The organism is Stappia stellulata (genome assembly GCF_020176715.1).
Lineage (GTDB): Bacteria > Pseudomonadota > Alphaproteobacteria > Rhizobiales > Stappiaceae > Stappia.
In genome coordinates, this window is sequence record NZ_JAIVMF010000001.1 from 350,609 (window position 1) to 375,436 (window position 24,828).

The following is a 24,828-nucleotide window of genomic DNA, read 5'->3' on the forward strand; positions in this document are numbered from 1 at the left end:
CCCCCTTCGGCGGGAGCGCGATCTCCCGCCGTCGGCCTTGCGGCAGGCGGTCGCTAGCGCGCGGCAAAGACCAGAAGCGCGAGGACCACAAGCCCGTTCAGCGCCCAGAACACGATCAGCCCGCGTGCCTTGGATCCGTATTTGCGGTGGCCCTCAGTCATAGTGGAACCTTTCCGTCAGGACCTGTCCCGGTGCGACGCCGATGTCGAGCAGCATCGCCTCGACCGTGTCCAACATCGCCGGCGGGCCGCAAAGCACGAACAGCCAGTCGCGATATTTTTCCTCGCCGAAGAGCGCCCGGATGCGCGGCGCGTCGATAATCCCGGTCTCGCCGCTCCAGTCCGGCGGCGGGTCGCTCAGGACCTGGACGACCTTCGTCTTGTGAACCCGCCGCAATCTGGCCAGTTCATCGCCAAGGGCAATCTGGTCGGCGGCGCGGTTGCCGTAGACGAGCACCGTCGGGCGAGGATCTTTCTCATGGGCCAGCTGTCCCAGCAGAGAGAACATCGGCGCGATCCCGACGCCGCCCGCGATAAAGGCAATGCCCGGCGCGGCGCGGCCCTCCAGCGTCAAATGCCCGTGCGGACCATCGAGATGGACCCGCGTTCCGGGCCGAACCCGCGACAGGCTGCGGGTGAAGTCCCCCAGTTCCTTGATCAGGAACCGGAGCTCGCGGCCCTCGGCGGGCGACGAGCAGATCGAAAACGGGTTTTCATCGAGCGAAAACGGGCTGTGGCCGACATTGATCCAGGCGAACTGGCCCGCGCGATAGGCCAGGCCATCGTGGCCATCGGGCGCAATCGTCAGCTCCCAGGTGCGCTCCGCCACCTGCCGCACAGCGCTCACGTGCCAGCCGCGCCGCAGTTGCAGGAGCGGCTTGACGACATAGACGACCAGCAACGACAGCACGGCAAGGCCGAGCAGTCCGCTCCAGAACCAGCGCAGCATTGCATCCTGGCTGTAGCGCCCGGCCTCCACCGCATGCAGATAGACAAGGCCCGCGACGGCGAGCGCGCCGATCCCGTGCAGGAGCCGCCATGTTTCGTAGCGCAAGGACAGCTTGTCCCGGCCGATGGACAGGATCACCAACGACGGCAGCAGGAGAAAGGCCAGGACGCCGGTGACGAGACCCTCGCCTTCGAAGGTCAGGGTCAGCTGCCGCGTCGGGTCATAGGGCAGCGGATGGTTGAAGGGCAGCGTGTAGAGAAACGGATGGACCACCGCGAGCGCCAGCGCCGTACGCGCCAGAAGCTGATGAAATCGCATGGTGACATCCATGCCGACCCGTCCGGAAATCGCGCGGAAACGTCCAGAGAGCAGAAACTCGGCGAGCAGGATGGCAAAGGCGACGAGGCCGGCGCCGGCGGCCAGTTCGTCCATCATCGGGCGCGGCGGCCGGCCACTGGCGACGGCAAGCCCGAGCGGTGCGAAAACGACCGCAAGATAAAGACCGATCAGGGCGATTGCAGGCATTCCGGCTCCGTGAAAGTGGCTGCCCGCGCCCGTCCGGGACTGCGGCGCACGGCAGCGATCAAGCCACACAGTCACGCATCATGCAACCTGAGGCCAAAGTGCGGACCGGCGCTCGTCAGGCGGACGGCGACGGCGCGGGAACGCGCGCGAGAGCCTCGGCAAGATCGTCGAGACTGTCGATCACGCAATCCGCACCGAGCTCCTCCACAGCTATATTGGTGTATCCACCCCGGACCGCGATGCAGGGAAATCCGCCCGCCAGGGCGGCGTTGACGTCCGCCGGGCTATCGCCGACCAGAATGGCGTCTTCCGGCGCGACGCCGAGTTCCCGACAGGCGTGAAACAGCATTTCGGGATCGGGCTTGCGGGTCGCGCAAGTGTCGCCCCCGACCACCACCGTGAACATCTCGTGCAGGCCGAAATGCTCCACGATTTCGCGCGAAAAGGCTTCCGGCTTGTTGGTGACGACGGCAAGGCGATGCCCGCGCCGATGAAGCCACGCGGCGGCGCTCAGGGCGCCCGGCATCGGGGTCGTGGCAACGGTGAGCCCCTTGCCATAGACCTCCATCATGCGTGCGGTCATCGCGGTCAGCTCGTCGCCGGCCAGCGGCTTGCCCGATGCGTCGAACGCGCGTTCCACCAGCTTCTGGATGCCATTGCCGATCATCTTGCGCACATCGTCGACCTTCAGCGCGGCAAATCCCTCCGCGACGAGCACCGTGTTGATGGCATCGGCGATGTCGGGAACGCTGTCGACGAGGGTGCCGTCGAGATCGAAAAGCAGGGCGCGCGGCCAGGGCGTGGCTGGGATCGGGGCGTCGTTGGACAAGCGGCATCCTTCCATGGTGCAAGGCGAAAACGAGATGAACACGCTGCCGGCGACGGGTCGGAAAACCGGTTCGCGGTCGACGCGGCGCCCAAGCATTCCGCTTTTATAGCAGAGGCTTGCAGGGCGCAATTGACGCAAGACGAGCCGGAACCGCGGGCGCAGGATGCGCGCCGCAAGGCGCGGACGCCGGCGCGGGGCGATATCGCTCCCAAGCACCGGCGTCTTCTCGACGATATGCACAAGGTCTGCGCAGCGGTTTGCGCTCATGCCTTGAATATGCCAGTTTCACGGCGGTTTCGCGCAGCGAGGGGCTGGGGCCGATCGTCTTGCGAAATGCGCTGGCGTCCCGTGTCTTGCGGGCAGACGGCAAGCGTATCCATGTCGAGGGCGCGCCGTCAGCGCGCGTTTGCCGCCGGCGCCGCTGCCGTTCGGGCATGTGATGTCGCATCGACGCACCGACGGCCCCAATCGTTCTTCACTGACGAGCGTCACGTCCGCCTTGCGTCTTGTCACGGCCGAGGTCGGTTTTCAGCAACACAACGGCGCCCACGGAAAGCCGCGGGACAAAAATCCGGCGTTTAATTCAAAATAAAATCCAAAACACGGAGGTGCGAGACACCAGAATGTACAAGAAGATTATTGTTCCGGTAGATCTGGCTCATGCGGGAAAGCTGACGAAGGCCCTGAAGACGGCTGCGGATCTCGCGCGCCATTATCAGGCTCCGGTCTGCTATGTCGGCGTCACGACGGCAACCCCGGGTTCGCTCGCCCACAACCCGGCCGAATACACCACGAAACTCGAAGCCTTCGCCAGAACACAGGGCGAGGAAAACGGCATCGAGACCTCCAGCCACACCGTCGTTGCCCATGATCCGACGATCGATCTCGATCCGGCGCTGCTCAAGGCGATCGACGACACCGGGTCGGACCTGGTGGTGATGGCCTCGCATGTGCCGAATGTCGTCGATTACCTCTGGCCATCGAATGGCGGCACCGTCGCCGGACGCTCCAAGGCCTCCGTCTTCGTCGTCCGCGAGAGCTGACCGCCACCAAAGACCTGCCGCAAAGGCACACGAACAACAAAGACAGGGACACCCAATGACAGACCAAGCCAGCACAGGGATCCCCGATCCCGAAGGCGCGGCCGACATCATCGACACCGAATTCGAGATCGGCCAGGACAACATCGAGGGCAACGTCGGCCCTTTCGGCTTCGACATCCACAACCCGGTCTTCCTGATTTCCGGCCTGTCGGTGGTCGCATTCGTCCTCTATGCGCTCATCGCTCCCGAACAGGCCGCCACCTTCTTCGGATGGCTGCGCCCTGCCCTCACCAGCACCTTTGACTGGTTCTTCCTGAGCGCGGCCAACATCTTCGTGATTTTCTGCCTGTTTTTGATCGTCAGCCCCTGGGGCAGCGTGCGGCTCGGCGGCAAGGACGCGACGCCCGACTACACTTATGTCGGATGGTTCGCGATGCTGTTCGCCGCCGGCATGGGCATCGGCCTGATGTTCTTCGGCGTTCTGGAGCCGGCCTATTACTTCGGCACGCCCTGGGGCGACGCCCCGCTCGGCACCGTCCGCCCCTTCGATGAAAACGGCGCGCTGATTGCAGCCAACGTCGAGGAAGCCCGCCGCATGGCGCTGGCCGCGACGTCCTATCACTGGGCGCTCCACCCCTGGGCGATCTATGCCGTCGTCGCGCTAGCGCTGGCGCTCTTCAGCTTCAACAAGGGCCTGCCGCTGTCGATCCGCTCCGCCTTCTATCCGCTGCTTGGCGAGCGCGTCTGGGGCTGGCCCGGCCATCTCATCGATATCGTCGCCGTGTTCGCGACGCTCTTCGGCCTCGCCACCTCGCTCGGTCTCGGCGCGCAGCAGGCCAACGCCGGCCTCGAGTTCGTCTACGGCGTGCCCAACACCGTGACCGTCCAGGTGGTCCTGATCATCGGCATCACGGCAATCGCGCTGATCTCGGTGCTGCGCGGTCTCGACGGCGGCGTGAAGGTACTGTCCGAGATCAACATGGTGATCGCCATCCTGCTCCTGCTGTTCGTGCTGTTCACGGCCGGGGCCGTGGGCATCCTCACGGAGTTCGCCCAGGGCCTCCTCGCTTACACGCAGGAGGTCATTCCGCTGTCGAATCCGTTCGGGCGCGAAGATACCGGCTACATGCAGGGGTGGACGGCCTTCTACTGGGCCTGGTGGATCAGCTGGTCGCCGTTCGTGGGCATGTTCATCGCCCGCGTCAGCCGCGGTCGCACGGTGCGCGAGTTCCTGACCTGCGTGCTGATCATTCCCTCGCTCGTCTGCATCTTGTGGATGGCCGTCTTCGGCGGCGCGGCGATCAACGACATGATCGCGGATCCCGCGACCAGCCTGGTCAAGGCGAATGTGATCGATAGCTACAGCCCGGAACTGTCTCTCTTCGCCATGCTGGAGAGCCTTCCGCTTGCTTCGATCACCTCCACGATCGGCATCGTGCTCGTCATCGTGTTCTTCGTCACCTCCTCCGACTCCGGCTCGCTGGTGATCGACACGATCACGGCCGGCGGCAAGGTGGACGCGCCGGTTCCCCAGCGCGTGTTCTGGTGCACCTTCGAGGGACTGGTCGCGATCGTTCTGCTGATCGGCGGCGGCCTCAGTTCGCTGCAGGCGATGGTGATCTCCACCGGCCTGCCGTTCACGCTGGTGCTGCTGGTGATGTGCTGGGCGATCTTCCGCGGCCTGCAGGCGGAACGCAACGGGACCTGATCCACGGCCCGACCGCCAAACGACCCAACAGGCGCGGGACACGGTTCCGCGCCCGTTTTTATGCATCCGGCAGAAACTGGCCAAGGACACCGCACGGGCCTATCGTGAGACAGACCGCCCGTCAGGAAACCGTCCGATGCATCGCTTGCTGATCCCGCCCGTCCTCTGGCTCATCCTGCTTCTGGCCATGGCGGGGCTGAGCGTGGTTGCACCGGTCGCCACGCTGTTCGATGCGCCGGCCGAGATCCCCGGATGGATCGCGATCGCTGCCGGGCTCGCGCTTCAGGGCATCGCCGCCGGCCAGTTCGTCAAGGCCCGGACAAATCTGCACGCGTTCCGCGATCCCGACAAACTCATCACCGACGGCGTTTTTTCCTTCAGCCGAAACCCGATGTATCTCGGGTTCACCCTGACCCTCGCCGGGGCGGCCTTGCTGCTCAACACGGTCTCGGCGCTGATCGGCCCGCTGGTGTTCTTCGCGGTGGCCAATCTCTGGTACATCCCGCGCGAGGAACGCATCGCCGACAAGCTGTTCGGCGAGCCCTACCGCGCCTATCGGGCCCGGGTGCGCCGCTGGTTCTAGCTGCCGACGTAATGGACGTGCGACGTCGCGAGCAGGGATGCAATCTCCGCCAGCAACTCGATGCGCCTCGGGCTCTTGTCGGCCGCATAGTTCAGGTTGCGGAACAGCCCGGTCAGCCGGATGAAGAATGCGCGCGCGGCCTCCTTGTCGTCGAAGGCATACGTGTGGCCGACCGCACGGCAGACCAGATCGAATGTCTCGCGCTGGCGTGCCAGTGGCACCGACACATCGACATCGTCGAAGGCATCCTGCTGCAGATAGACCATGTCGACGAAGAGCGCTTTCTGCTGCGTCACGAAGTCGTCGAGAGTAACGCCGTCCTCGCCCGTCACCTGCATCATCCGCGAAATCTCGTCGCCCTTGTGCAGCAGCGCGGTCACCGTCTCGACCTGGCCGGCCCAGTCGTGTCCGAGTTCGCGGGCGAACCAGCCGGCCAGTTGAGAGCGGTAGCGCGACCAGGAGATCAGCGGATCGACGGCCGGGTAGAACCGTTTGTAGGCGCGGTCATAGGACAGGCCGAGAAAGGCCTTGACGGTGCCGAGTGTCGACTGGGTGACCGGCTCCTCAAAGTTTCCGCCGGCCGGCGACACCGTTCCGATCACCGTCAGGCTGCCGGTCGCCCCGTCGGGCGCACGCACCACACCGGCGCGTTCGTAGACGCCGCGAATCGCGGAATCGAGATAGGCGGGAAAGGCCTCCTCGCCCGGAATTTCCTCCAGCCGGCCGGAGGTCTCGCGCATCGCCTGCGCCCAGCGCGAGGTGGAATCCGCGATCAGCAGAACATCCAGCCCCATCTGCCGGTAATATTCGCCGAGCGTGATGCCGGTGTAGATCGAGGCCTCGCGCGCCGCCACGGGCATGGAGGAGGTGTTGCACACCAGCACCGTGCGCTCCATCAGCGTCCCGTCGCCGGAGGGGTCCGGCTGATTGGGAAACTCGGTGATGGTTTCCACCACCTCGCCCGCCCGTTCGCCGCAAGCCACGACGACCACCACGTCGACATCCGAAAACCGGGAGATCAGCGACTGAAGCACGGTCTTGCCGGCGCCGAAGGGACCCGGAATGCAACCGGTTCCCCCACGGGCGATCGGAAAGAAGGTGTCGATCAGGCGGATGGTCGTGACCAGCGGATCGCCCGGATAGAGCCGTTCGCCGCGCCCGGTGCGGTTCAGCGTCTCCGGGATCGGGCGGCGCACCGGCCAGCGTTGCGCCATGGTGAGTTCCTGCAAGCGGCCCTGGTCGTCACGCAGGGTGACGATCACCTCGTCGATCGTATGCGCGCCCTCGCGGATGCGTTCGACGGTAAGCGCACCGCGCGTGGAGAAGGGCACCATGATCTTGTGGGTGAACCGTCCCTCCGGAACCGTGCCAAGCACATCGCCGCCGCGCACCGTATCCCCCGAGCGCACGGCCGGAGAGAACGCCCATTTGCGGCGGGTGTCGAGGGCGGGAATGACGATGCCGCGCGGCAGGAAGAACCCGTAATCTGACGCGACATCGGCAAGCGGCGTCTGCAAGCCGTCGAAAACACCGCCAAGCAGTCCCGGCGCCAGCGTGACGGAGAGCATCTCGCCGGTCTGGATCACCGCATCGCCGATCCGCACCCCTTGCGTGCTTTCAAACACCTGAGCGTCGGCGGTGGCCCCGCGCACGCGCAGAACCTCAGCACGCAGATATTCCCTGCGCTGGCCGGCGCGTTCGGGCCCATGGGGAATGATGTAGACGACCTCGTTCTTCATCAACGGCCGCTCGCCGGTCGGGGCGATGGTCACAAGATCGTCCTGGACCGCGATGATTTCCGCGCTCGGCGCCGGCAGTTCCGAAATCTCCGTCATTGCGACAAGCTCCCCGCCATTCCCGCGCCCGTTGGTGTGGCATTGCCGGCGGTCCATGCGCCGGCCAGCGTCGACTGAAGCAGCGCCTCCAGCCGGCCGCGCGCCCGCGTTGCATCGTAGCGCTGCCAGCGCTCGATCAGTTGAAACCGCATCACGAAGAACGCCACCGCCTCGAAATCGAACTGGTGATCGTCCGCCGCCCGGTCGATCTGCCGATAGACTTCCGTCAACACCGCGCGCTCCAGGCCGATGTGGTCCCCGGCGGCACACAATGCCCGCGCCGCGCGCAACCAGGGACGGGCCCGGCCGAGGCCGAAGGTCGGCTCGCTCCAATTTGTGCGGATCGCTCGCGCGATTGCCGTGCGGCCCCATGCGGCGACCGGAGCGGGGTCCGCCGCGCCGTCCCGGCGCAGGCGAAGGGCTGCGACCAGCATCCGCGTTTCGAGCCGTTCGCGCACGACTGCCGCAAGATCCGGATGGGCCTGCACGGACCGGGATGCGGCCTCGAAGCGGGCGACGACCTCCGCGTCGGTGTCGCAACCGTCGACGCCGGGCCAGGAGGTCACATGCGCTATACGGTCGAGGCGACGGCGGTCCTCGTCCTCCAGCATCGACAGCCGCTCTTCCAGCCGATAGCGCGACATCGGCAGGTCCGCGTTGCTGAACAGCGCGCCAAGGTGCGGCAGGCTTGCCGCAAGCGTAATGTACTGGAACGAACCTTCGGCCATCACCTAGCGCACCACGCCTTCCATGACGGCCCGAAACCGAGGCTGCAGATGCCTGACGAGCAGCGGCGCGATCGCCGCCTCGGTCACATCCACCTCAAGGTCCCGGTCGCGCAGCTTGATGCGAATGCCGTCGAAGCCCGCACCGGCCGAAAACGTCACACCCTCCCGCAGCACGTTGGCGGCAAGCGACACCACCAGATGGGTCAAGGTGCCTTCCTTCGCCGTTTCGGGCGCGGCCTTCAGTTCCTCGAAGGTGATCACCTGTTCCGGCAGAACGATTTCCAGCTCCCTGGCGTCGTCGAGACCGGCGTCGCCGCGCACCTTGCCGGCGAGTGCCAGAACGAGACGTTGCAAGAACGTCTCGTCGGCGAAGGCCTCCCGCAGCAGGCGGGACGTCTCCTTGTCGATGCGCGCGGCGATTTCGTTTCGCAGCGACAGGACGACATCGCGCGCCGCGATCTTCAGCGCATCCTGGGTCGCCGCGCGTTCGGCCCGCGCGTCCTGGCGGGCGACCTCGCGGATCTCGGACGCCTTTTTCTCCGCATCCTCCACGAGCCGGTCCGCCTTCAGCCGCGCGTCGGCGAGCAGCGCCTCCGCCTCGCGCCGCCCGGCCTCGACGCCTTCCTGCCTCAGCCGGTCGATCAGGGCCTGCACGCCCGCGCCGGCGGAATGGACATCGGCGGGGTCCTGGCGCGCCGGATCGGCGCCGGTTTCGTTTGTCGAGCTCATGTCGGATCTCCCGCTTGAAAGCCTTAGCCCGGAATCGAGCCGCTCAGGACGAGGGCGAACACCAGTGCGAAGACGGCAAAACCCTCCAGAACCGCCGCCGGTGCCAGCGAGATGCCGAAGATTTCCGGCTTGGCCTTGGCGGCGACGATGGCGGAGGCGAGGACCTCGCCCTGGCGAATGCCGACATAGAGCAGTGCGACGCCCGCAAGCACGCCGACGCCAAAGACGCCAGCCGCGGCCTCCGCCGTCATCGGGTCGCGTTGCAGCGAGAACATGATGACGATGCCGTAGATCACCTGCGACGACGGCATCAGCGACGCGCCGATGAAACGGCCGTAGCCGGTTTCCGTATCGAGCATCGCGCCAATGGCGGCGGAGCCGGCGCGCGCGCAGCCGATGCTGCTGCCGATGGCGCCGAGGGCCACCGGTGCGAACAGGCCGAACCAGCCAAGTACCAGAACCAGGTCAGTCACAAGCGTGTCTCCTCCTTGCGGAACGGTCGGAAGGGGCGCCCCTCGCCCTTGAGGCCCCAGTTGAAGAATTCGATGACGTTGAGCCGCAGGCCATGCACGGTTCCCGCGACGATCCCGAGGCCCATGTTGACGGCATGGCCGATCAGCAGGACGGCGATCGCGACCAGAACCCCGACGCCCGGCACGGCATGGCGCACCTGCTCCGCCAGCATGTTGATCGTTCCGGCGAGCGACGCCGCCGCCAGCCCCAAGGCAAAGAGCCGCATGTAGCTGAGAACGTCGGAGAAAAGGTTCACCACCCGGGCGCCGCTGAGCAGCCCGCCGCCGAGGCGCTTGGCGAATGTCGACAGCGACGTGACCCGCACCTCGCCACCGAAGGCAACGACCAGCGCCACGCCGATGCCCGCCAGCGCGATACCCGCCGTCGCCTGCGTGCCGCCGGTCAGATAGACGAGAAGCCCGCCAAGGGCCGCGCAACACCAGCCGGCGGGAACAAGCCGTCCCGCGAGACTATCCGCATTCCAGGCGTTCAGCAGATTGGCGGCGACGACATGTGTGACACCGATGGTGACAGTGAGGCGCATCATCGCGTCGATGTCCGTGAGGTCGATGAAAGCGGCGCGGGCGACGAGGCCGCCGCCGTGCGGCTGCCAGCCGAAATAGCTTCCGGTGGCGACGCCGAACACCATGGTCGAGACCGCGAGCCAGTAGCCGAGGCGCACCATGCGCCGGCCAAGGGCGGTTGTCTGGAACCGGCGGCGCAGCAGGAACAGCAGCACCAGCAGGAACAGGCCATAGCCGGCGTCGGTCATGATCATGCCGAAGAAGACGATGAAGGACACATAGACCACCGGAGACGGGTCCCAGCTGCGATAACCGGGGGTCTGGTAGAACTGAACGAGATCCTCGCCCGCCGCCATCGCCGGCGCGTTTTCCAGAAGCGTCGGCGGATCGTCCTCCGGGACCGGCTCCTCGACCAGCGCCGCGATGCCAAGCCGTTCGGCGAGTTGCGCGATCTCGGCGACCCGGTCGGCCCTGGCCCATCCGCGCATCACGAAGACGCGGTCGGCGTCGATTGTTTCCAGCGCCGCGCGATTGCGGGCCGCCTGGTCGCGGGCGCGCGCCAGATTTTCGGCCAGCAGCAGGCGCCATTTGGTGAGATCGCGCCGTTCCAGCCAAAGGTCGTCAAGACGGATCTCCACGGCCTCCAGCTGCGCCAGCAGGCTCGACAATGCATGCGAGCCGATGTGAACGCGCGGGACCGGCATGCTGTCGACCGGCGGTTCCTCCGGCGACAGCACCACCATATAGGCGATGCCGCCCTCGCGGTGGACGGTCTCCACGATGGCACCGGATGCCTTGACCGCCTTCTCCCGCCCGGCCGGCACTTCGTAGAACCAGAAACGATAGCCGCCGATCTCGGACATGTCGGGAAAGGTGAACTCGCCCCAGCGCGCCACGTCGCGGATGCGCTTTTCCAGCGCGGCCTTGCGATCCTCGGTCTCCAGCAAGGCCCGCCGGTTGCGATTGGCCGCCTCGACGACGCCGGCAAGATCGAACAGCGGATCCCTGGAGACCACCCGTCGCGGCGCCGGACAGTCGACCAGCCAGCGCAAGGCCTCGGTCGCTTCCCGACCGGTGCCGCTCGGCACCGCCTCCAGGTCCTTTTGGGCGGCGCGCAGCGGCACGAGATGGCAGCCACCGAAGGCCTGCACCGCCTCGAGCACGGCCGCCTTGTCCTCCATGACGCCAATGAGGCTGATCTTCCTGAGCGCAACGATGGTCATATCGCGGCAAGCCTCGCTTCGGCCGCACGCGCCGCGGTCTTGCGCTTGGAGAGCTTGGCGCGCACCACCGCTTCGCGTTCGGCGTCGGCCAGCGCCATCCGGATCCGCCGGATTGTCTCCCTCGAGCGCGGAATGAGAACCTTCTCGAACAGATTGACCCGGCGGGCGATCACCGCCTCGGCCTCTTCCAGCTCGCGCAACCTGCGCTCCGCCACGTCATGGGCGATGCGCAGCCGGACCACGTCCCGAAGCGCGGTCACCGCGGCATCGACCCAATGCGGGCGCGCCAGCCGCGCATAGGCGACCTCGGCGAAGCGAACATCCTGCAACACGGGAAGCCGCGTGCCGGAGAGGTTCTGCACGGTGATGTCGACCGCTTCCACCACCACCAGCGCGTCGAGCCGCACTTCCTCGTTCGCGAGCATCGGCAGTTCGCGGGCGCTCTCCGCCAGCCGCGCCTCCAATTGCGCCCTGCACTTGGCCAGGTCGCTTCGCGCCTTGAGGCGTTCGGCAACGATCTGCCGGCGTTTCAGCTCCAGCGAGGGCAGGAACCGCTGGTACTCCGCGAGCTTGACGCTCTCATGCGACAGCACCGACTTGTTGAGCGAGGCGCGGGTCACGTCATCGCCTCTTCGCCTTCGCGAGACGGCGCGGCGCGGTCGCCCTCGCCCCCGGGAAAATAGCGCTCGACCAGGTCCTGCTTCATCAGCAGTTGCTCGGTACGAAAACACTCCGCCAGCGTCGTCCAGCACAGATCCAGCACCTCCTCCAGCGGCATGGCGATGCGAATGTCCATGAAGCGGTCACGGAACAACGCGCCGAAACGCAGGAGCTGCCGGTCGTAGTCCGACAGGTCGAAGGCCATCGACTGCTTCTGCTCCGCGTCGCGCGCCTCGGAATAAAAGCGGATCATGGTGTTCATCACCTGGCCGTGGTCCTCGCGGGTCTCCTTGCCGATGACATGCTGCTTGAGGCGCGACAGCGACCCGAAGGGATCGATGGCGCCGCCGTGGAGATAGAACTGCCCCTCGGTGATATAACCGGTGTTGTCCGGCACCGGATGGGTCAGGTCGTTGCCCGGCATGGTGGTCACGGACAGGATCGTCACCGATCCCGACCCGCGAAAGTCGCAGGCCTTCTCGTAGCGGCGCGCGAGTTGCGAGTAGAGATCGCCCGGATAGCCGCGATTGGCCGGCACCCGCTCCATGGCGATGGAGACCTCCTTCAAGGCATCGGCGAAGGCGGTCATGTCGGTGAGCAGGACGAGCACGCGCTTGCCCTCCTCCACGGCGAATTTCTCCGCGACCGCGAGCGCCATGTCCGGCACCAGCAGCCGTTCCACCACCGGGTCGGAGGCCTGGTTGACGAACATCACCGTGCGCGGGAACGCGCCGGCATCCTCGAACTGCTGGCGGAAGAAGGCATAGTCGTCGAAAATCAGCCCCAGACCGCCGAAGACCACGACATCGGCGTCCGCCTGGATGCCGATGCGCGCGAGAAACGCATTGTAGGGCTCGCCGGAGACGGAAAAGATCGGGATCTTCTGGCTTTCCACCAGGCAGTTGAAGACGTCGATCATCGGCACGTCGGTGCGGATCATCCTCGAGGCGAGGATACGCTTCATCGGGTTCACCGTCGCCCCGCCGATGGGTACGGTCGGGTCGGCGCTAAGATCGGGGCCGGCATCGACCGGACGCCCGCCGCCATCGAAGACGCGCCCCAGAATGCTCGGCGAATAGGTGACCTGCATGGCGCTGCCCATGAAGCGCACGGCGGCGTTGTTTGGCAGTCCCTTGGTCCCGGTATTGACCTGCAGCGTGACCAGTTCGCCGTCGATCATGATCACCTGCGCAAGCGAATCGAAGCCCTCGGCGCCAGTGACCCGCGCGAGATCGCCCAGGCACGGGCCGCCCGCCCGGCTGCTGCCGGAGGTGGCCACCCGGATCCGGATGATGTCGCCGACGATGTCGACGATACGCGTGTGAACCACCAGCATGGCGTTCCTTTCCGTCGCGGTCCTGCACATCGGCAGACTGTCAAAGACCGGTGTCCGTCTTGCGTCGCCCCATGCTGCACTGCAACAGCTTCGCGAAAAAGATCAAGAGTGGAAATGATCAGGATCAATCGAAAATTGAACTTGTCACGGCGAAGGCCGGCAGCCTAGCATCATCCGCGATGGTTCCGTGCGGCAAAGCCGATGCACGGATGAAAAGGGAACACGGTGCGGCGTACCCATCAGGGGCCAAGACCGTGGCTGCCCCCGCAACTGTAAGCGGAGAGCGGCGCCCACAAGCCACTGGTCCTTTCGGGCTGGGAAGGCGGGCGCAGCAAGGATCCGCGAGCCAGGAGACCTGCCATCAACTCCGGCGCAATTCGCGCCTTCCTCGAACCAGCGCACGGCGGGTGCGCTTGGGAGACATGACATGCATATCGAACCCGGCGTCGTCGACGGCGCCAAGATCCTTCTCAGCATCGGCACGGCAGCAGCAGCCATCGGCCTCGGCGCCAAGATGGCCTGGACATCCGTTCGCGAGGACGGCGGCATTGCGGCCCTTGGCCTGCGCTCGGTTGCGGCCACGGTCGCCGTCTTCGGCTTTTTCGAAGTGCTGCCGCACTATCCGGTCGGTGTGTCCGAGGTGCATCTGATTCTCGGATCGACCCTGTTCCTGCTGCTGGGCGCCGGCCCGGCCGCCATCGGACTGGCCCTCGGCCTTCTCGCGCAGGGCCTGTTCGTCGCGCCCTTCGACCTGCCGCAATACGGAATGAACGTGACGACGCTGCTCGTGCCGCTCTACGCCATGAGCCTGATCGCGCGGCGGGTCATTCCCGCACGCACTGCCTACAAGGATATTTCCTACGGCCAGGCGCTGGCGCTTTCCACCAGCTACCAGGCCGGCATCGTCGCCTGGGTCGGCTTCTGGGCCGTCTATGGTGGCGGCTTCGGCGCGGAGACGCTCGCCTCGATCTCGACCTTCGGCGCGGCCTATCTGATCGTGATCGCCATCGAACCGCTGGTCGATCTCGCCATCCTCGCCGGCGTGAAGACCTTTCATGGCGCACGGCAGGGCTCGTTTTTCCCCAAGCGGCTGCACCGCGCGGCCGCGTGACCTGACCACGGTGGTGGCGGACGCCGTCGGGACCTCATCCCGGTGGCCTCCGCCACCGCCTCCCCGACGGTCCCGCGAGGGCCCGCCTCCATGCGGCACGACCCATTCCGGGGTGCCCAGATCGACTTGAAAGAAGGATCGACCTTATGACCAGACGTTTCCTGCCCCTGCTCGCCGCGGCCTCCGTCGCCACTGTCGCGGGCGCAACGCCTGCCCTTGCGCATTTGAACCCGGGCGAACACGGCTCGTTTGCCGCCGGACTCAGCCATCCGCTGTTCGGCGCCGATCATATCCTTGCCATGGTCGCGGTCGGTCTCTGGGCCTGGCAGATCGGCGGCAAGGCTGTCTTTGCCATTCCGGCCGCCTTCGTCGTGACGATGGTTGCCGGCTTCGGACTGGCGCTTGCCGGGGTATCGCTTCCCTTCGTCGAACCGGCGATCCTCGCCTCCGTCGTGGCGCTCGGGCTGCTGGTTGCGCTCGCCGTGCGGCTTCCGCTCGGCGCGGGTGCGGCGATCGTCGCGGTCTTCGCGCTCTTTCATGGCTATGCCCATGGCGGCGAGATCGGCACAGCGACCCAGGTCGCCTATGGCCTTGGCTTCGCGCTCTCCACGGCCGCGCTGCACCTCTTCGGCATCGCCATCGGCTGGTCCGCCGGGCAAATCGGCTCGAACCTGACCGTCAGCCGGGTGCTTGGCGGCATCACCGCCCTTGCCGGCGTGGCGCTCGCCGCCGGCTGATCGCGTCCCGATCTTCGGGTCCACCATCTTGCCGCGGGCCGACATGCCGTCGCCCGCGGCAGTTTCATTTGTCGTCCGGAAGAGCCCCGAGCAGCTCGAACACCGGCACCGGTTCCTCATACCCCTTGATCGCAGTCTCTCCGGCGCTCCTGAAGCGGAAGCGACCCTCTAGCCGCGCCTTCATGTCCTCACTGACGAGGATCGAGGTCCCCAGGTCGCGGTTGAGCCCTTCCAGCCGCGAGGCAAGGTTCACCGTATTGCCCAGCGCGGTGTAATTCATCCGGTCGGAGCTGCCGACATTGCCGATGATCGCCTGCCCGCAGTGAATGCCGATGCGCGTGCGCACTCTTTTGTCACCCGCGTCCACCCAGCCGCTCGTCAGGGCCGAGGTTTCTGCGATGATCTCCAGGGCGGCGGCGCAGGCCTTGGCGGGATGATCCTGCGTCGCCATCGGCGCATTCCAGAACGCCATGACGGAATCGCCGATGTATTTGTCGATGGTCGCCCCATGCGCCTGCAGGATCTGCGTCACGCGCTCGAAGTATTGCGACATCCGCAGCATCACCTCTTCCGGCTCCAGATGCGACGACATCGCCGTGAAGTTTTCCAGGTCCATGAAGCAGACCGTTACCTCGCGCCGCTCGCCGCCCAGAACCGGCGGCGTTTCGCTGGCAACCAGCTGGCGCACCAGCGTCTTCGGCGCATAGAGCGAGAACATCGAGAGACTGCGGCGCATCCGCTCCATCGCCCGCTGCAGCAGGTCGACCTCGCGGATCACCGAGCCTGAGGGGATTTCGCGGTCGAGCTCGAACCGGCCGATCCGCTCCGCCGCCTCGCCCAGCGCGTGGATCGGCCGGGAAATCCGCCGCGACACCAGCCAGATCAACGGGATGCTCGCAAGCACGATCAGCAGCGAGACGAGGAAGGTGCGCTGTGACACATCCTCGATCGGGCCGACGACGGCGGCGCGCGGCATCGCCACGACGAGATTTTCCGCCGCTCCGCCGCCCAGGTCGACCGGGTTCCGCCGCACCAGCCAGGCGTGACCTCCCACATCCACCTTCAGCGCACGCAGCAGCGGGTCCCCCGCGAGGCGGGTGACGAGATGTTCCAGTTTTTCCCGCCTGTCGCCGGAAGCGTCCGCGTCGCCGGCGGCACCGCGCGGCGCGAGCTTGGAATGGGTCAGGATCCGGCCATCATCGTGAAACAGGGCGACAACGCCGTCGCGCGCCTGCGGCACGGCATCGAGAAAGGCGGTCAGTTCATCCAGCGTCACATCCACCCCGACGACGCCCTGCTCGAAGCGCCGCGCGACGCTGACCCCGAGCTTCGTCGACATGGCGAAATGATAGACGTCCGTGCGCACGACCTCGTCGGTCCCGCGCGCGAGTTCGTACCAGGGGCGTCCGCGCGGGTCGTAGTCGTTTTCCGGAGTGAAGCGGGTGGCGAGGATGCCGCCCTGCGCATCCAGGAACCGCACGAGCGCGAGCGGTTTGGCGCGGCCGGAGCGCAGGATCACCGTTTCCTGATAGGCAGTATCGGGCGGGGCGCCCCTGTCCGACATCACCTCTGCCGTCCGGTGCGCCGCCGAGGCGACCTGATAGTGATCGCCCTGCTCGAAACCGACGAACACGGAGGACGCTTGCGGCATCTCGCGCAGCAGCGACACCATATGCGCGCGCAGCGGATGTCCGGCGTAGCTTGGCGGCTCGTTCAGCGACAGCCAGAAGCGCGACTGGCGCACGGTGCTGTCAATGGGTTCGACCAGGGCGGAAATCCGCAGGTCGATTGTTTCCAGCGCCCGGTCCATCAGGACGGTCGCCGCGAGTTCCGCGTTTTTCGCGTTCTGCCCGTGGGTATAGGAGATGATCGCGCCCGCAAGACCGACGGCAATCACAAGCGTGATCGTGAAGATGCTCGGGGCTATGGCGATGCGCGCGCGGGTCATGCGCAAGGAAGTGCCAGACAATTGTCAGGTGCGCAATCGGCAATCAATGCGCGACAGGCCGCCGCAAAGCGCCGCTCAATCGCCCGCGTCGCGCCGCGCGATCCAGTCGTGATCGGGATGGTTCTTGAACCGCCATTTGCGCAGCGGCCCCGCCATGACGTTCAGATAGTACATCTCGTAGCCATGTGGCGCGCCGCAGGGGTGATGCCCTTTGGGGACGAGCACGACATCGCCGTCGGAAACCGCCATCGTCTCGTCGAGCGATCCGTCCTCGGTGAACACCCGCTGGAATCCGAATCCGCTCGCCGGATCGAGCCGGTGATAATAGGTCTCCTCCAGATAGGTCATCTCCGGAAAGGCATCCTCGTCGTGCCGGTGTGGTGGATAGGACGACCAGTTGCCGGCCGGCGTGAACACCTCCGTCACCAGCAGGCTGTCGGCGATATCCTTATCCTCCATCGCGATTGGGTGTATGTAACGCGTGTTCGCCCCCTTGCCGCGCTCCTCGAAGCCGATGTCCTCAATGCGCCGGGCAGTGTGACCGCCGTGGCCGGGCGCGGTGCAGACCGCAAGCGTGCAGGGCGTGGTGGCGCTTGCCCGCCAGGCGCTGTCGTTGGGTACATAGAGACAATGCGGCTTGGTCTTCTCGAATACGCTCATCCGCTCGCCCATTTCGCCGAAGGGCGTTCCACCGGCCTCGATCTCCGCCTTGCCCTCCACAAGCACCAGGATCGCCTCGCGGTCCCCGGTGGCCTCCTCGGCCGTTTCCCCAGGCTGAAGCCTGTAGAGCGAAAAGCCGACGTAGCCCCAGCCCGCAGTTTCCGGGGTGATCTCATGCAGCTTGCCTCGGATTCCCTTCGGCTTCACCAGCAGCTTCGACATCGCTTCAGTCTCCCTTGCCGTGGGTGGCCGGTCCGGCATCCAGACCGGTGGCACGGGCCATCTCGCGCAGCGCCTTGAGGCCCATCGACTGGTAGGTGACCGGATCGCGCACCTCCGGGTCCTGCTCGGCCTCGATCACCAGCCAGCCGGAATAGCCATGCTCCGCCGCGATCTTCAGGACCGGCTCGAAGTCGACGGCCCCGTCGGGATCGCCCGGCACGGTAAAGACGCCGCGGCGCACGCCTTCCAGAAAACTCAGGCCCTCGTTGCGCACCTCGGCCATGATCCCGGGCCGGATGTTCTTGGCATGGAGATGCGACACGCGCCCCATATGCTTGCGGGCAAGCGCTTCCGGATCGCCCCCGCCGAAGAACGCGTGGCCGGTGTCGAGCAGGAGCCGCGTCGCCGGCCCGGTCAACTCCATCAGCCGGTCGATCTCCGCCTCGCTCTCCACCACCGTTCCCATGTGGTGATGATAGACGAGCGGCACGCCCTCGGCGGCGCAATGGGCCGCCACCTGTTCGAGGTCGGCACAGAAGGCCGCGAAACGCTCCGGGTCCAGCTTCGGGCGGTCGTTGACCGGCACGCCGTCGTCGCCGTGGATCGCGTTGGAGGTCTCGCAGGCGATCAGCACCGGGCATCCCATCGCCTTCAGCCGCGTCAGATGCGGGCCGATGGCGCGGATCTCCTCCTCGACCGAGCGCGTCAGCAGATTGAGCGAGTACCAGGCGGAAACGAAGCGCAGTCCATGCGGCTTGAGCACGGCGGCAAGCTCTTGCGGATCGGCGGGAAACTTGTGCCCGTTCTCGATGCCGTCGAAGCCGATCCGCGCGGCGTCGGAAAGGCACGTCTCAAGCGGAATATGCGCTCCCAGGGTCTGGTCATCGTCGTTCGACCAGGCAATCGGGTTGGTGCCGTAAAGGATCATGACAATCGCCCTGCTCCGCCGCCCGTCAGTTCGAGGACCGGCGCTGTTTCAAAATGGTTTCATAGTGGCCGCGCGCGTCGCGCACCCTTGCCTGCCCGGAGACCTCCGGCACCGCGACATCCCACCAATGACCGCCGGCGTCGGTGGAGGCGAGCGGGTCGGTGTCGATCACGATGACATGGCTGCGCGTCGAGGCGCGCGCCCGTACCAGCGCCTCTTCCAGCGACGCAATGCCGTCGACCTTTTCGGCAATCGCACCCATGGATGCGGCATGTGCGGCGAAGTCGATGTCGCTCGGGGTCACGTGACGCGCCGTATCGAGCAGATTGTTGAAGCTCTCGCCGCCGGTCGCGACCTGCAGACGGTTGATGCAGCCAAAGCCGCGGTTGTCGAGCAGGACAACGATGATCTTGAGGCCGAGCATCACCGAGGTGGCGAGTTCGGAATTCATCATCATGTAGGAGCCGTCGCCGACCATCACGACGACCTCGCGGTCGGGACACGCCATTTTGGCCCCAAGCCCACCGGCGATCTCGTAGCCCATGCAGGAGTAGCCGTATTCCATGTGATAGCCGCCGGGTCGGGCCGCCTTCCACAGTTTGTGCAGCTCTCCGGGCAGGCCGCCGGCCGCCCCGAGCACGACCGCAGCGTCGTCGAGGCCGCGCTGGACCGCGCCGATCACCTGCGCATCGCTCGGCAGGTCATTGCCCCGGGGTGCGGCGGTGACCGCCGCAACGGCGGCCATCCAGCTGTCCTTGAGCGCGGCATCCGGCGCCGGGGCAGAATAGTCGCCAAGCGCCGCGCCCAGGTCTTCCAGTCCGCTGCGCGCATCCGCGACCAGCGCCAGCGCGTCGTGTTTCGCCGCGTCATAGGCGGCGACGTTGAGGCACAACAGCCGGCAGGCCGGGTTCTTGAAGAGCGCCCAGGAGCCGGTGGTGAAATCCTGCAACCGCGTGCCGACGGCAATCACCAGATCGGCCCGTTCCGCGATATCGTTCGCGCTCGCCGCTCCCGTGACGCCGATGGCGCCGAAATTGAGCGGATGGTCGAAGGCGAGCGCCGATTTTCCGGCCTGGGTTTCGGCAACCGGGATGCCGTGGCGTTCGGCGAAGCCACGCAGCGCCTCGCAGGCACCGGAATAATGCACCCCGCCGCCGGCAATGATCAGCGGCGTCTTCGCCGCCTTGATCGCCTGTGCCGCCTCCAGGAGTTCCGTAACATCGGCGCGCGGCCGGCGCACCCGCCACACGCGCTCCTCGAAAAACGTCACCGGCCAGTCGAAGGCCTCCGCCTGCACGTCCTGGCAAAACGCCAGCGTCACCGGGCCGCAATCGGCCGGGTCGGTAAAGACGCGCATGGCGCGCGGCAGCGCGCTCAAAAGTTGTTCGGGACGCTGGATGCGGTCGAAGTAGCGGCTGACGGGCCGAAAGCAGTCGTTGGCGGAAACGGTGCCGTCGTCAAAATCCTCGACTTGCTGCAGCACCGGGTCGGGCGCGCGGTTGGCGAAGACATCGCCCGGAACGAAGAGCACCGGCAGCCGGTTGACATGCGCAAGCGCCGCCGCCGTGACCATGTTGGTCGCGCCGGGGCCGATAGAGGTGGTCACGGCCATCGCCTGCCGGCGGTTCCTTGCCTTGGCGAAGGCAATCGCGGCATGCGCCATGCCCTGCTCGTTGTGCCCGCGCCAGGTCGGAAAGGCGTCGCCCGCCTGCTGAAGCGCCTCTCCCAGTCCGGCGACATTGCCGTGACCGAAGATCGCCCAGCATCCGGGGATCAACCGTTCGCCATCGCCGTTTTTCTGCGCGGCGAGATAGCGCACCATGGCCTGTGCCGCTGTCAGGCGGATCGTCGTCATACTGCAAGCCCCTGTTTGCCGGCCGGATTTCCTGCGATTTGACCGCCCCTGACGCGCGCCGAGTCCCAGATCGCGCACAGGCGGGCGAAAACATCCGCCATTTCCGCGACCGCGGTCGCGTCGTCGATCTCGCCTGCAAACCACCGGCGCGCCGGGCCGGCGAAGATCGTCCGCCCGACGGCAAAGCCTTTCACAAGATCGAAGCCGGCGGCAATCGCGAAACTCGCCTCGAGGTCTTCCATCGCCGCATCCAGTCCAAGCACCACGATGCCGCGCACATGCGGGTCGTTGCGCGCAATCGCCTGGCTGATGCGCTTCCACGCCTCCTCACTGGCGGAGGGTTCGAGCTTCCACCAGTCGGGATAGACGCCAAGATCATAGAAGCGCTGGATGATCGCGGCGGTGGTGGTTTCGTCGACCGGACCGACCTTGGACGGGATCACCTCAAGCAGGAACTCCAGACCGTTTGCCCGCGCGGCACGCGCCAGGCGCACAATCGTTTCTTCCTGCCGCGCCTTCAGCTCCGGTGTATCGTCCGGATGATAGAAGCACAGGACCTTGACCACCTGACCCGACGGCCATTCCGCCAGCTCCGAGCCGAAATCCGGCCCGATTTCCAGCGCCAGCGGGCGCGAGCCCGGTTCTTCCACCGGCCGACCGACCCAAAGCCCGGTGCCGGCAGCGGCATGCAAGGCGGTCTCGCCAAGCCGTCCGTCGCAGAGGATGCCGTAGCCGGGCCGTCCATCCTGTACCCGGCGCGCGGCCTCAAGGCACAACGCCTTGAAGAGCGGAATGCGGGAGGCGTCGGCCCCGGCGTCGCGGGCCAGATCCTCAAGCTGCTTGCGATGATCGAAGGCAAAGACCCGCATCGTCGACCAGTCGCCCTTGCGGTTCGTCGACCAGTGGATCTGCTCCAACTCCGCGTCGTGACGAAGCGCGGGCGTGCGCACGCCGCGCTCAAGGAAGAAGCGCAACTCCTCCCAGCTCGGATAGGCCGGCGCGCAGCCGTGCCGCGACACCGCCAGCGCCCCGCAGGCATTGGCGTAGGTCAGCGCGGTCTCCCAGGGCTCGTCCCTGAGCCATCCGCGCAGCAGGCCGGACATGAAGCCGTCGCCCGCGCCAAGCACGTTGAACACCTCGATCGGGAAGCCGGGGCCGGAAATCCCAGCATCAAGCGTGTCGGGGATGTCTCCGGTGAAGGCAACCGCCCCCATCGGGCCGCGCTTGCACACCAGCGTCGCGCGTGACACGGCGCGCACGGCCCGCAATGCTGCGACCGTATCGGTGGTTCCGCCGGCGATATGAAACTCCTCCTCTGTCCCAACGATGAGATCGAAGAGATGCAGCGTGGACTGAAGCCTGGCGGTGACCCTGTCGGAGGCGATGAAGCGGCTTTCCCCGGCGTCGTGCCCGGCAAGCCCCCAGAGGTTCGGCCGGTAGTCGATGTCGAGCGCCGTGCGGGCGCCGGTATCGCGTGCCAGGTGCAGCGCCTTGAGCACGGCGGCTTCCGTGCGCGGATGCGACAGATGTGTGCCGGTCGCCGTCACGCAGCGCGCCTCCGCGATGAAGCGCGGATCGATATCGGCCTCGCAGAGCGCCATGTCGGCGCAGTTCTCGCGATAAAAGATCAGTGGAAACTGCTCGTGATCGCGAATGCCCAGGAGCACCAGCGCCGTCAGACGCTCGGGATCCGTGATCACGCCGCGGGTGTCGACGCCTTCCGATTCGAGCTGTTCGCGAATGAAGCGGCCCATGTGCTCGTCGCCGACGCGGGTGATCAGCGCCGATGTCAGCCCAAGCCGGGCTGCGCCAGCGGCGATATTCGTCGGGGATCCGCCGATATATTTGGAAAAGGCGCGCATGTCCTCGAGCCGCCCGCCCACCTGCGCGCCATAGAGGTCGACCGAGGACCGGCCAATCGTTATGACGTCGAGCGTCTTTCCGTCTGCATTCACCACAGCGCACCCAAACTCCCGAGATCCATTGACCCGCCACGGCCGGAAGCCCCTTCACTCGGAGACCTCTTAAAACGGAACATAAATTCCATTTTTTGCGCCTGCAACCCAATTTTTCCGACAGTTCGGTCCGCACCGCAGCGGCGTTGTCTCCGCACAAAAGAGACGCCCGGAAGGGGCGACCAACAGACGACACGACGCATCCGCCCCTGCCCGCCAACCGCTCGCACCCTGTAGAGGCTTGGCCAGGAACATGAAATACGCAAACTTCTTCGGCCAATTTCACCATATGGAGCGATCCGGCACCGCGCGACCGGACGCCACTGCCGCTCTCCGCTGGAGCAGTACACCCGGGTTTCACGCCCCTGCCCTGCCCCAACACTGACGTCGTGCGGTTTTAGAATTTTTATTCCACCATTATCTGCGTTTTGGCTGACCCTCCGCAGGCCGTTTTCCATGCGGCACGCGGTGTCGCGGTCCTGAACAGATCCCTCCGCACGCTCGCTCCGTCGCCGTTGCCGGCAGCCGCCCTGCGCTTCCGGCGCGGCTGGGTTGCACCCCTGCCGGCACGATTTCCATTGCGCTGCAGCATCTTCTGTGGTCTACAGGCACCATCCTGGCGCTGCGTAGAGAAACGTCACACGTTCACGGCGCTTCAGGTCAAAGCAACTTTCCTCCCGATCGTTGCCCGAGCTGCTCGCGAAGCGAGCGCACTCCCAAGGCAGCTGATCTGCGCAAGCTCCCTTTTCGATGACACACGACCGCGACCCACGCAGGCGATGACGCCGCGTTCGGGCGCAGCTCTAAGGATTCCGCTTGACCACTTTCAAAGACCTCGGCCTCGCCGACCCGATCCTCAAGGCCGTTGAGGGCGAAGGCTACACCACGCCGACGCCGATCCAGGCCCAGGGTATTCCCGCAATTCTCTCCGGTGGCGACGTGCTGGGCCTGGCCCAGACCGGCACCGGCAAGACCGCATCCTTCGTCCTTCCCCTGCTCCACCGTATCGCCGAGCAGGGCTCACGCCCGAACCCGAAGACCTGCGGCGCGCTCATTCTCGCACCGACGCGCGAGCTCGCCTCGCAGATCGCCGAGAGCATCCGCGCCTACGGCCAGAAGGTTCGCCATTCTTCGACCGTCGTCGTCGGCGGCGCCCGCGCGATGCCGCAGATCCGCAGCCTTGCCCGCGGCATGGACATTGTCGTCGCAACGCCGGGCCGCCTGCTCGACCACATGTCGACGGGTGCCCTGCGCCTCGACGAGACCACGACCGTGGTGCTCGACGAAGCCGACCACATGCTCGACCTCGGCTTCCTGCCGGCGATCCGCAAGATCCTCGCCGCCATGCCGCGCAAGCGCCAGACGATCCTCCTGTCGGCCACAATGCCGAAGCCGATCCGCGCGCTTGCCTCCGACTTCCTGCATGAGCCGCAGGAAATCGCCGTCTCGCCGACCTCCAAGCCGATCGACCGGATCGAACAGACCGTTCTTCTGATCGAACGCGACCAGAAGCGCCAGGCCCTGGTCGACGTGCTGAAGCGCGCCGACATGGACCGCGCCATCGTCTTCACGCGCACCAAGCACGGCGCGGACAAGGTCACGCGCCAGTTGGAGCAGGCCGGGCTGAACGCCTCCGCCATCCACGGCAACAAGAGCCAGGGCCAGCGCCAGAAGACGCTGGAATCCTTCCGCTCGGGCCGGACGCCGATCCTGGTCGCCACCGACATTGCCGCACGCGGCATCGATGTCGACGGCGTGTCGCATGTGGTGAACTTCGAACTGCCGAATGTGCCGGAATCCTACGTCCACCGCATCGGCCGCACTGCGCGTGCCGGCAAGAGCGGCTCGGCGATCTCCTTCTGCGACCGCAGCGAACGTCCGTTCCTGCGCGACATCGAAAAGCTGATCGGCAAGACGCTGGTCGAGCGCGACGACGACGGCCCGATCGGAAACACGTCGAACGGCAAGGGCCGCAAGCCGGCCCGCCGTTCGTTCAAGCCGCGCACCGATGGCGCCCATGCGGGCGGTCATTCCGGCGCACATGCGTCCGACGGTGCCCCCAGCGGCTCGCGCGGTCCGCGCGACGGCAAGCCTGCCGGCGAAAAGCGCCCCTATCGCACCCCGCGCCCCGGCACGCAGTCGGAAGGCGCACAGCGAGGCCGCTTTCGCGGTTCGCGCTCGGCAAACGCCAGCTAATCCAGCCTTACAGGGCTGAACAGACAACAAAA

Annotated in this window: 20 protein-coding genes and 1 riboswitch; of the genes, 6 read left to right on the plus strand and 14 right to left on the minus strand. The window is 66.3% G+C overall.

Annotation, left to right across the window (positions count from 1 at the left end; translation table 11 throughout):
* Positions 1–153: 153 nt before the first annotated feature.
* Both LC092_RS01700 and gph read right to left on the minus strand, forming a co-directional pair.
* Complete coding sequence (locus LC092_RS01700) at positions 154–1,473, minus strand: ferric reductase-like transmembrane domain-containing protein (RefSeq protein WP_224804402.1); 1,320 nt, start codon at positions 1,471–1,473, stop codon at positions 154–156.
* 115 nt (positions 1,474–1,588) lie between these two features.
* Positions 1,589–2,302, minus strand: a complete 714-nt coding sequence (gene gph / locus LC092_RS01705; RefSeq protein ID WP_224804404.1) for a phosphoglycolate phosphatase — start codon at positions 2,300–2,302, stop codon at positions 1,589–1,591.
* 623 nt (positions 2,303–2,925) lie between these two features.
* On the opposite strand from gph, the gene LC092_RS01710 reads away from it, so the two are divergent.
* From LC092_RS01710 to LC092_RS01720, 3 genes are all read left to right on the plus strand, one after another.
* Positions 2,926–3,345 carry a universal stress protein gene (locus LC092_RS01710; protein ID WP_224804406.1) on the plus strand — a complete coding sequence of 140 codons (420 nt, stop codon included), beginning with the start codon at positions 2,926–2,928 and terminating at the stop codon, positions 3,343–3,345.
* 55 nt (positions 3,346–3,400) lie between these two features.
* Positions 3,401–5,053, plus strand: coding sequence for a BCCT family transporter (locus LC092_RS01715; protein WP_224804408.1), 1,653 nt, complete (start codon positions 3,401–3,403; stop codon positions 5,051–5,053).
* Positions 5,054–5,189: 136 nt separating this feature from the next.
* Complete coding sequence (locus LC092_RS01720; protein ID WP_224804410.1) at positions 5,190–5,636, plus strand: methyltransferase family protein; 447 nt, start codon at positions 5,190–5,192, stop codon at positions 5,634–5,636.
* On the opposite strand, the gene LC092_RS01725 is transcribed toward LC092_RS01720, so the two are convergent.
* From LC092_RS01725 to LC092_RS01755, 7 genes are read right to left on the minus strand one after another with little or no spacing between them, the layout of a single operon-like run.
* Positions 5,633–7,471 (minus strand): V-type ATP synthase subunit A, encoded by a 1,839-nt coding sequence (locus LC092_RS01725; protein WP_224804412.1) that lies wholly within the window; start codon positions 7,469–7,471, stop codon positions 5,633–5,635. The two genes, LC092_RS01720 and LC092_RS01725, sit on opposite strands and share 4 nt — an antisense overlap.
* Complete coding sequence (locus LC092_RS01730) at positions 7,468–8,199, minus strand: DUF2764 family protein (protein WP_224804414.1); 732 nt, start codon at positions 8,197–8,199, stop codon at positions 7,468–7,470. The genes LC092_RS01725 and LC092_RS01730 overlap by 4 nt, the downstream gene beginning before the upstream one ends.
* Before the next feature lie 3 nt (positions 8,200–8,202).
* Complete coding sequence (locus LC092_RS01735; protein WP_224804416.1) at positions 8,203–8,928, minus strand: hypothetical protein; 726 nt, start codon at positions 8,926–8,928, stop codon at positions 8,203–8,205.
* Between the two features lie 23 nt (positions 8,929–8,951).
* Positions 8,952–9,401: an ATP synthase subunit C gene (locus tag LC092_RS01740; RefSeq protein WP_224804418.1), complete on the minus strand. Its 450-nt coding sequence runs from the start codon at positions 9,399–9,401 to the stop codon at positions 8,952–8,954.
* Positions 9,398–11,188 (minus strand): V-type ATP synthase subunit I, encoded by a 1,791-nt coding sequence (locus tag LC092_RS01745; RefSeq protein ID WP_224804420.1) that lies wholly within the window; start codon positions 11,186–11,188, stop codon positions 9,398–9,400. The genes LC092_RS01740 and LC092_RS01745 overlap by 4 nt, the downstream gene beginning before the upstream one ends.
* A complete protein-coding gene (locus LC092_RS01750) occupies positions 11,185–11,808 on the minus strand; it encodes a V-type ATP synthase subunit D (protein ID WP_224804422.1) in 624 nt (207 codons plus the stop codon). The genes LC092_RS01745 and LC092_RS01750 overlap by 4 nt, the downstream gene beginning before the upstream one ends.
* The gene (locus tag LC092_RS01755) at positions 11,805–13,184 is read right to left on the minus strand and encodes a V-type ATP synthase subunit B (protein WP_224804424.1); all 1,380 of its coding nucleotides are present in this window, start codon (positions 13,182–13,184) and stop codon (positions 11,805–11,807) included. Before LC092_RS01755 ends, LC092_RS01750 begins: the two co-directional genes overlap by 4 nt.
* A gap of 163 nt (positions 13,185–13,347) precedes the next feature.
* A riboswitch (cobalamin riboswitch) is annotated at positions 13,348–13,562 on the plus strand.
* 49 nt (positions 13,563–13,611) lie between these two features.
* Here LC092_RS01755 and LC092_RS01760 point away from each other — a divergent pair.
* Positions 13,612–14,295, plus strand: coding sequence for an energy-coupling factor ABC transporter permease (locus LC092_RS01760; RefSeq protein WP_224804426.1), 684 nt, complete (start codon positions 13,612–13,614; stop codon positions 14,293–14,295).
* 146 nt (positions 14,296–14,441) lie between these two features.
* A complete protein-coding gene (locus LC092_RS01765; RefSeq protein WP_224804428.1) occupies positions 14,442–15,032 on the plus strand; it encodes a HupE/UreJ family protein in 591 nt (196 codons plus the stop codon).
* 64 nt (positions 15,033–15,096) lie between these two features.
* On the opposite strand, the gene LC092_RS01770 is transcribed toward LC092_RS01765, so the two are convergent.
* From LC092_RS01770 to LC092_RS01790, 5 genes are all read right to left on the minus strand, one after another.
* Positions 15,097–16,980 carry an adenylate/guanylate cyclase domain-containing protein gene (locus tag LC092_RS01770; protein WP_224804430.1) on the minus strand — a complete coding sequence of 628 codons (1,884 nt, stop codon included), beginning with the start codon at positions 16,978–16,980 and terminating at the stop codon, positions 15,097–15,099.
* A 75-nt stretch (positions 16,981–17,055) separates the two neighbouring features.
* Positions 17,056–17,862, minus strand: coding sequence for a 5-deoxy-glucuronate isomerase (gene iolB / locus LC092_RS01775; RefSeq protein ID WP_224804432.1), 807 nt, complete (start codon positions 17,860–17,862; stop codon positions 17,056–17,058).
* A 4-nt stretch (positions 17,863–17,866) separates the two neighbouring features.
* Positions 17,867–18,790 (minus strand): myo-inosose-2 dehydratase, encoded by a 924-nt coding sequence (gene iolE, locus LC092_RS01780; protein ID WP_224804434.1) that lies wholly within the window; start codon positions 18,788–18,790, stop codon positions 17,867–17,869.
* A gap of 25 nt (positions 18,791–18,815) precedes the next feature.
* Positions 18,816–20,645, minus strand: a complete 1,830-nt coding sequence (gene iolD, locus LC092_RS01785; protein ID WP_224804436.1) for a 3D-(3,5/4)-trihydroxycyclohexane-1,2-dione acylhydrolase (decyclizing) — start codon at positions 20,643–20,645, stop codon at positions 18,816–18,818.
* The gene (locus LC092_RS01790; protein ID WP_224804901.1) at positions 20,642–22,600 is read right to left on the minus strand and encodes a bifunctional 5-dehydro-2-deoxygluconokinase/5-dehydro-2-deoxyphosphogluconate aldolase; all 1,959 of its coding nucleotides are present in this window, start codon (positions 22,598–22,600) and stop codon (positions 20,642–20,644) included. Before LC092_RS01790 ends, iolD begins: the two co-directional genes overlap by 4 nt.
* An 816-nt stretch (positions 22,601–23,416) precedes the next feature.
* Here LC092_RS01790 and LC092_RS01795 point away from each other — a divergent pair.
* Positions 23,417–24,796, plus strand: coding sequence for a DEAD/DEAH box helicase (locus LC092_RS01795; RefSeq protein ID WP_224804438.1), 1,380 nt, complete (start codon positions 23,417–23,419; stop codon positions 24,794–24,796).
* Positions 24,797–24,828 lie beyond the last annotated feature (32 nt).

What these genes read in the sequence shown, in the direction of transcription:
- LC092_RS01755 (WP_224804424.1), bottom strand. Translation starts at nt 13,184, where the DNA reads ATGCTGGTGGTTCACACGCGTATCGTCGACATCGTCGGCGACATCATC.
- LC092_RS01710 (WP_224804406.1), top strand. Translation starts at nt 2,926, where the DNA reads ATGTACAAGAAGATTATTGTTCCGGTAGATCTGGCTCATGCGGGAAAG.
- LC092_RS01725 (WP_224804412.1), bottom strand. Translation starts at nt 7,471, where the DNA reads ATGACGGAGATTTCGGAACTGCCGGCGCCGAGCGCGGAAATCATCGCG.
- LC092_RS01700 (WP_224804402.1), bottom strand. Translation starts at nt 1,473, where the DNA reads ATGCCTGCAATCGCCCTGATCGGTCTTTATCTTGCGGTCGTTTTCGCA.
- LC092_RS01730 (WP_224804414.1), bottom strand. Translation starts at nt 8,199, where the DNA reads ATGGCCGAAGGTTCGTTCCAGTACATTACGCTTGCGGCAAGCCTGCCG.
- LC092_RS01715 (WP_224804408.1), top strand. Translation starts at nt 3,401, where the DNA reads ATGACAGACCAAGCCAGCACAGGGATCCCCGATCCCGAAGGCGCGGCC.
- LC092_RS01720 (WP_224804410.1), top strand. Translation starts at nt 5,190, where the DNA reads ATGCATCGCTTGCTGATCCCGCCCGTCCTCTGGCTCATCCTGCTTCTG.
- iolE (WP_224804434.1), bottom strand. Translation starts at nt 18,790, where the DNA reads ATGATCCTTTACGGCACCAACCCGATTGCCTGGTCGAACGACGATGAC.
- LC092_RS01760 (WP_224804426.1), top strand. Translation starts at nt 13,612, where the DNA reads ATGCATATCGAACCCGGCGTCGTCGACGGCGCCAAGATCCTTCTCAGC.
- LC092_RS01735 (WP_224804416.1), bottom strand. Translation starts at nt 8,928, where the DNA reads ATGAGCTCGACAAACGAAACCGGCGCCGATCCGGCGCGCCAGGACCCC.
- iolB (WP_224804432.1), bottom strand. Translation starts at nt 17,862, where the DNA reads ATGTCGAAGCTGCTGGTGAAGCCGAAGGGAATCCGAGGCAAGCTGCAT.
- LC092_RS01745 (WP_224804420.1), bottom strand. Translation starts at nt 11,188, where the DNA reads ATGACCATCGTTGCGCTCAGGAAGATCAGCCTCATTGGCGTCATGGAG.
- LC092_RS01765 (WP_224804428.1), top strand. Translation starts at nt 14,442, where the DNA reads ATGACCAGACGTTTCCTGCCCCTGCTCGCCGCGGCCTCCGTCGCCACT.
- LC092_RS01770 (WP_224804430.1), bottom strand. Translation starts at nt 16,980, where the DNA reads ATGACCCGCGCGCGCATCGCCATAGCCCCGAGCATCTTCACGATCACG.
- iolD (WP_224804436.1), bottom strand. Translation starts at nt 20,645, where the DNA reads ATGACGACGATCCGCCTGACAGCGGCACAGGCCATGGTGCGCTATCTC.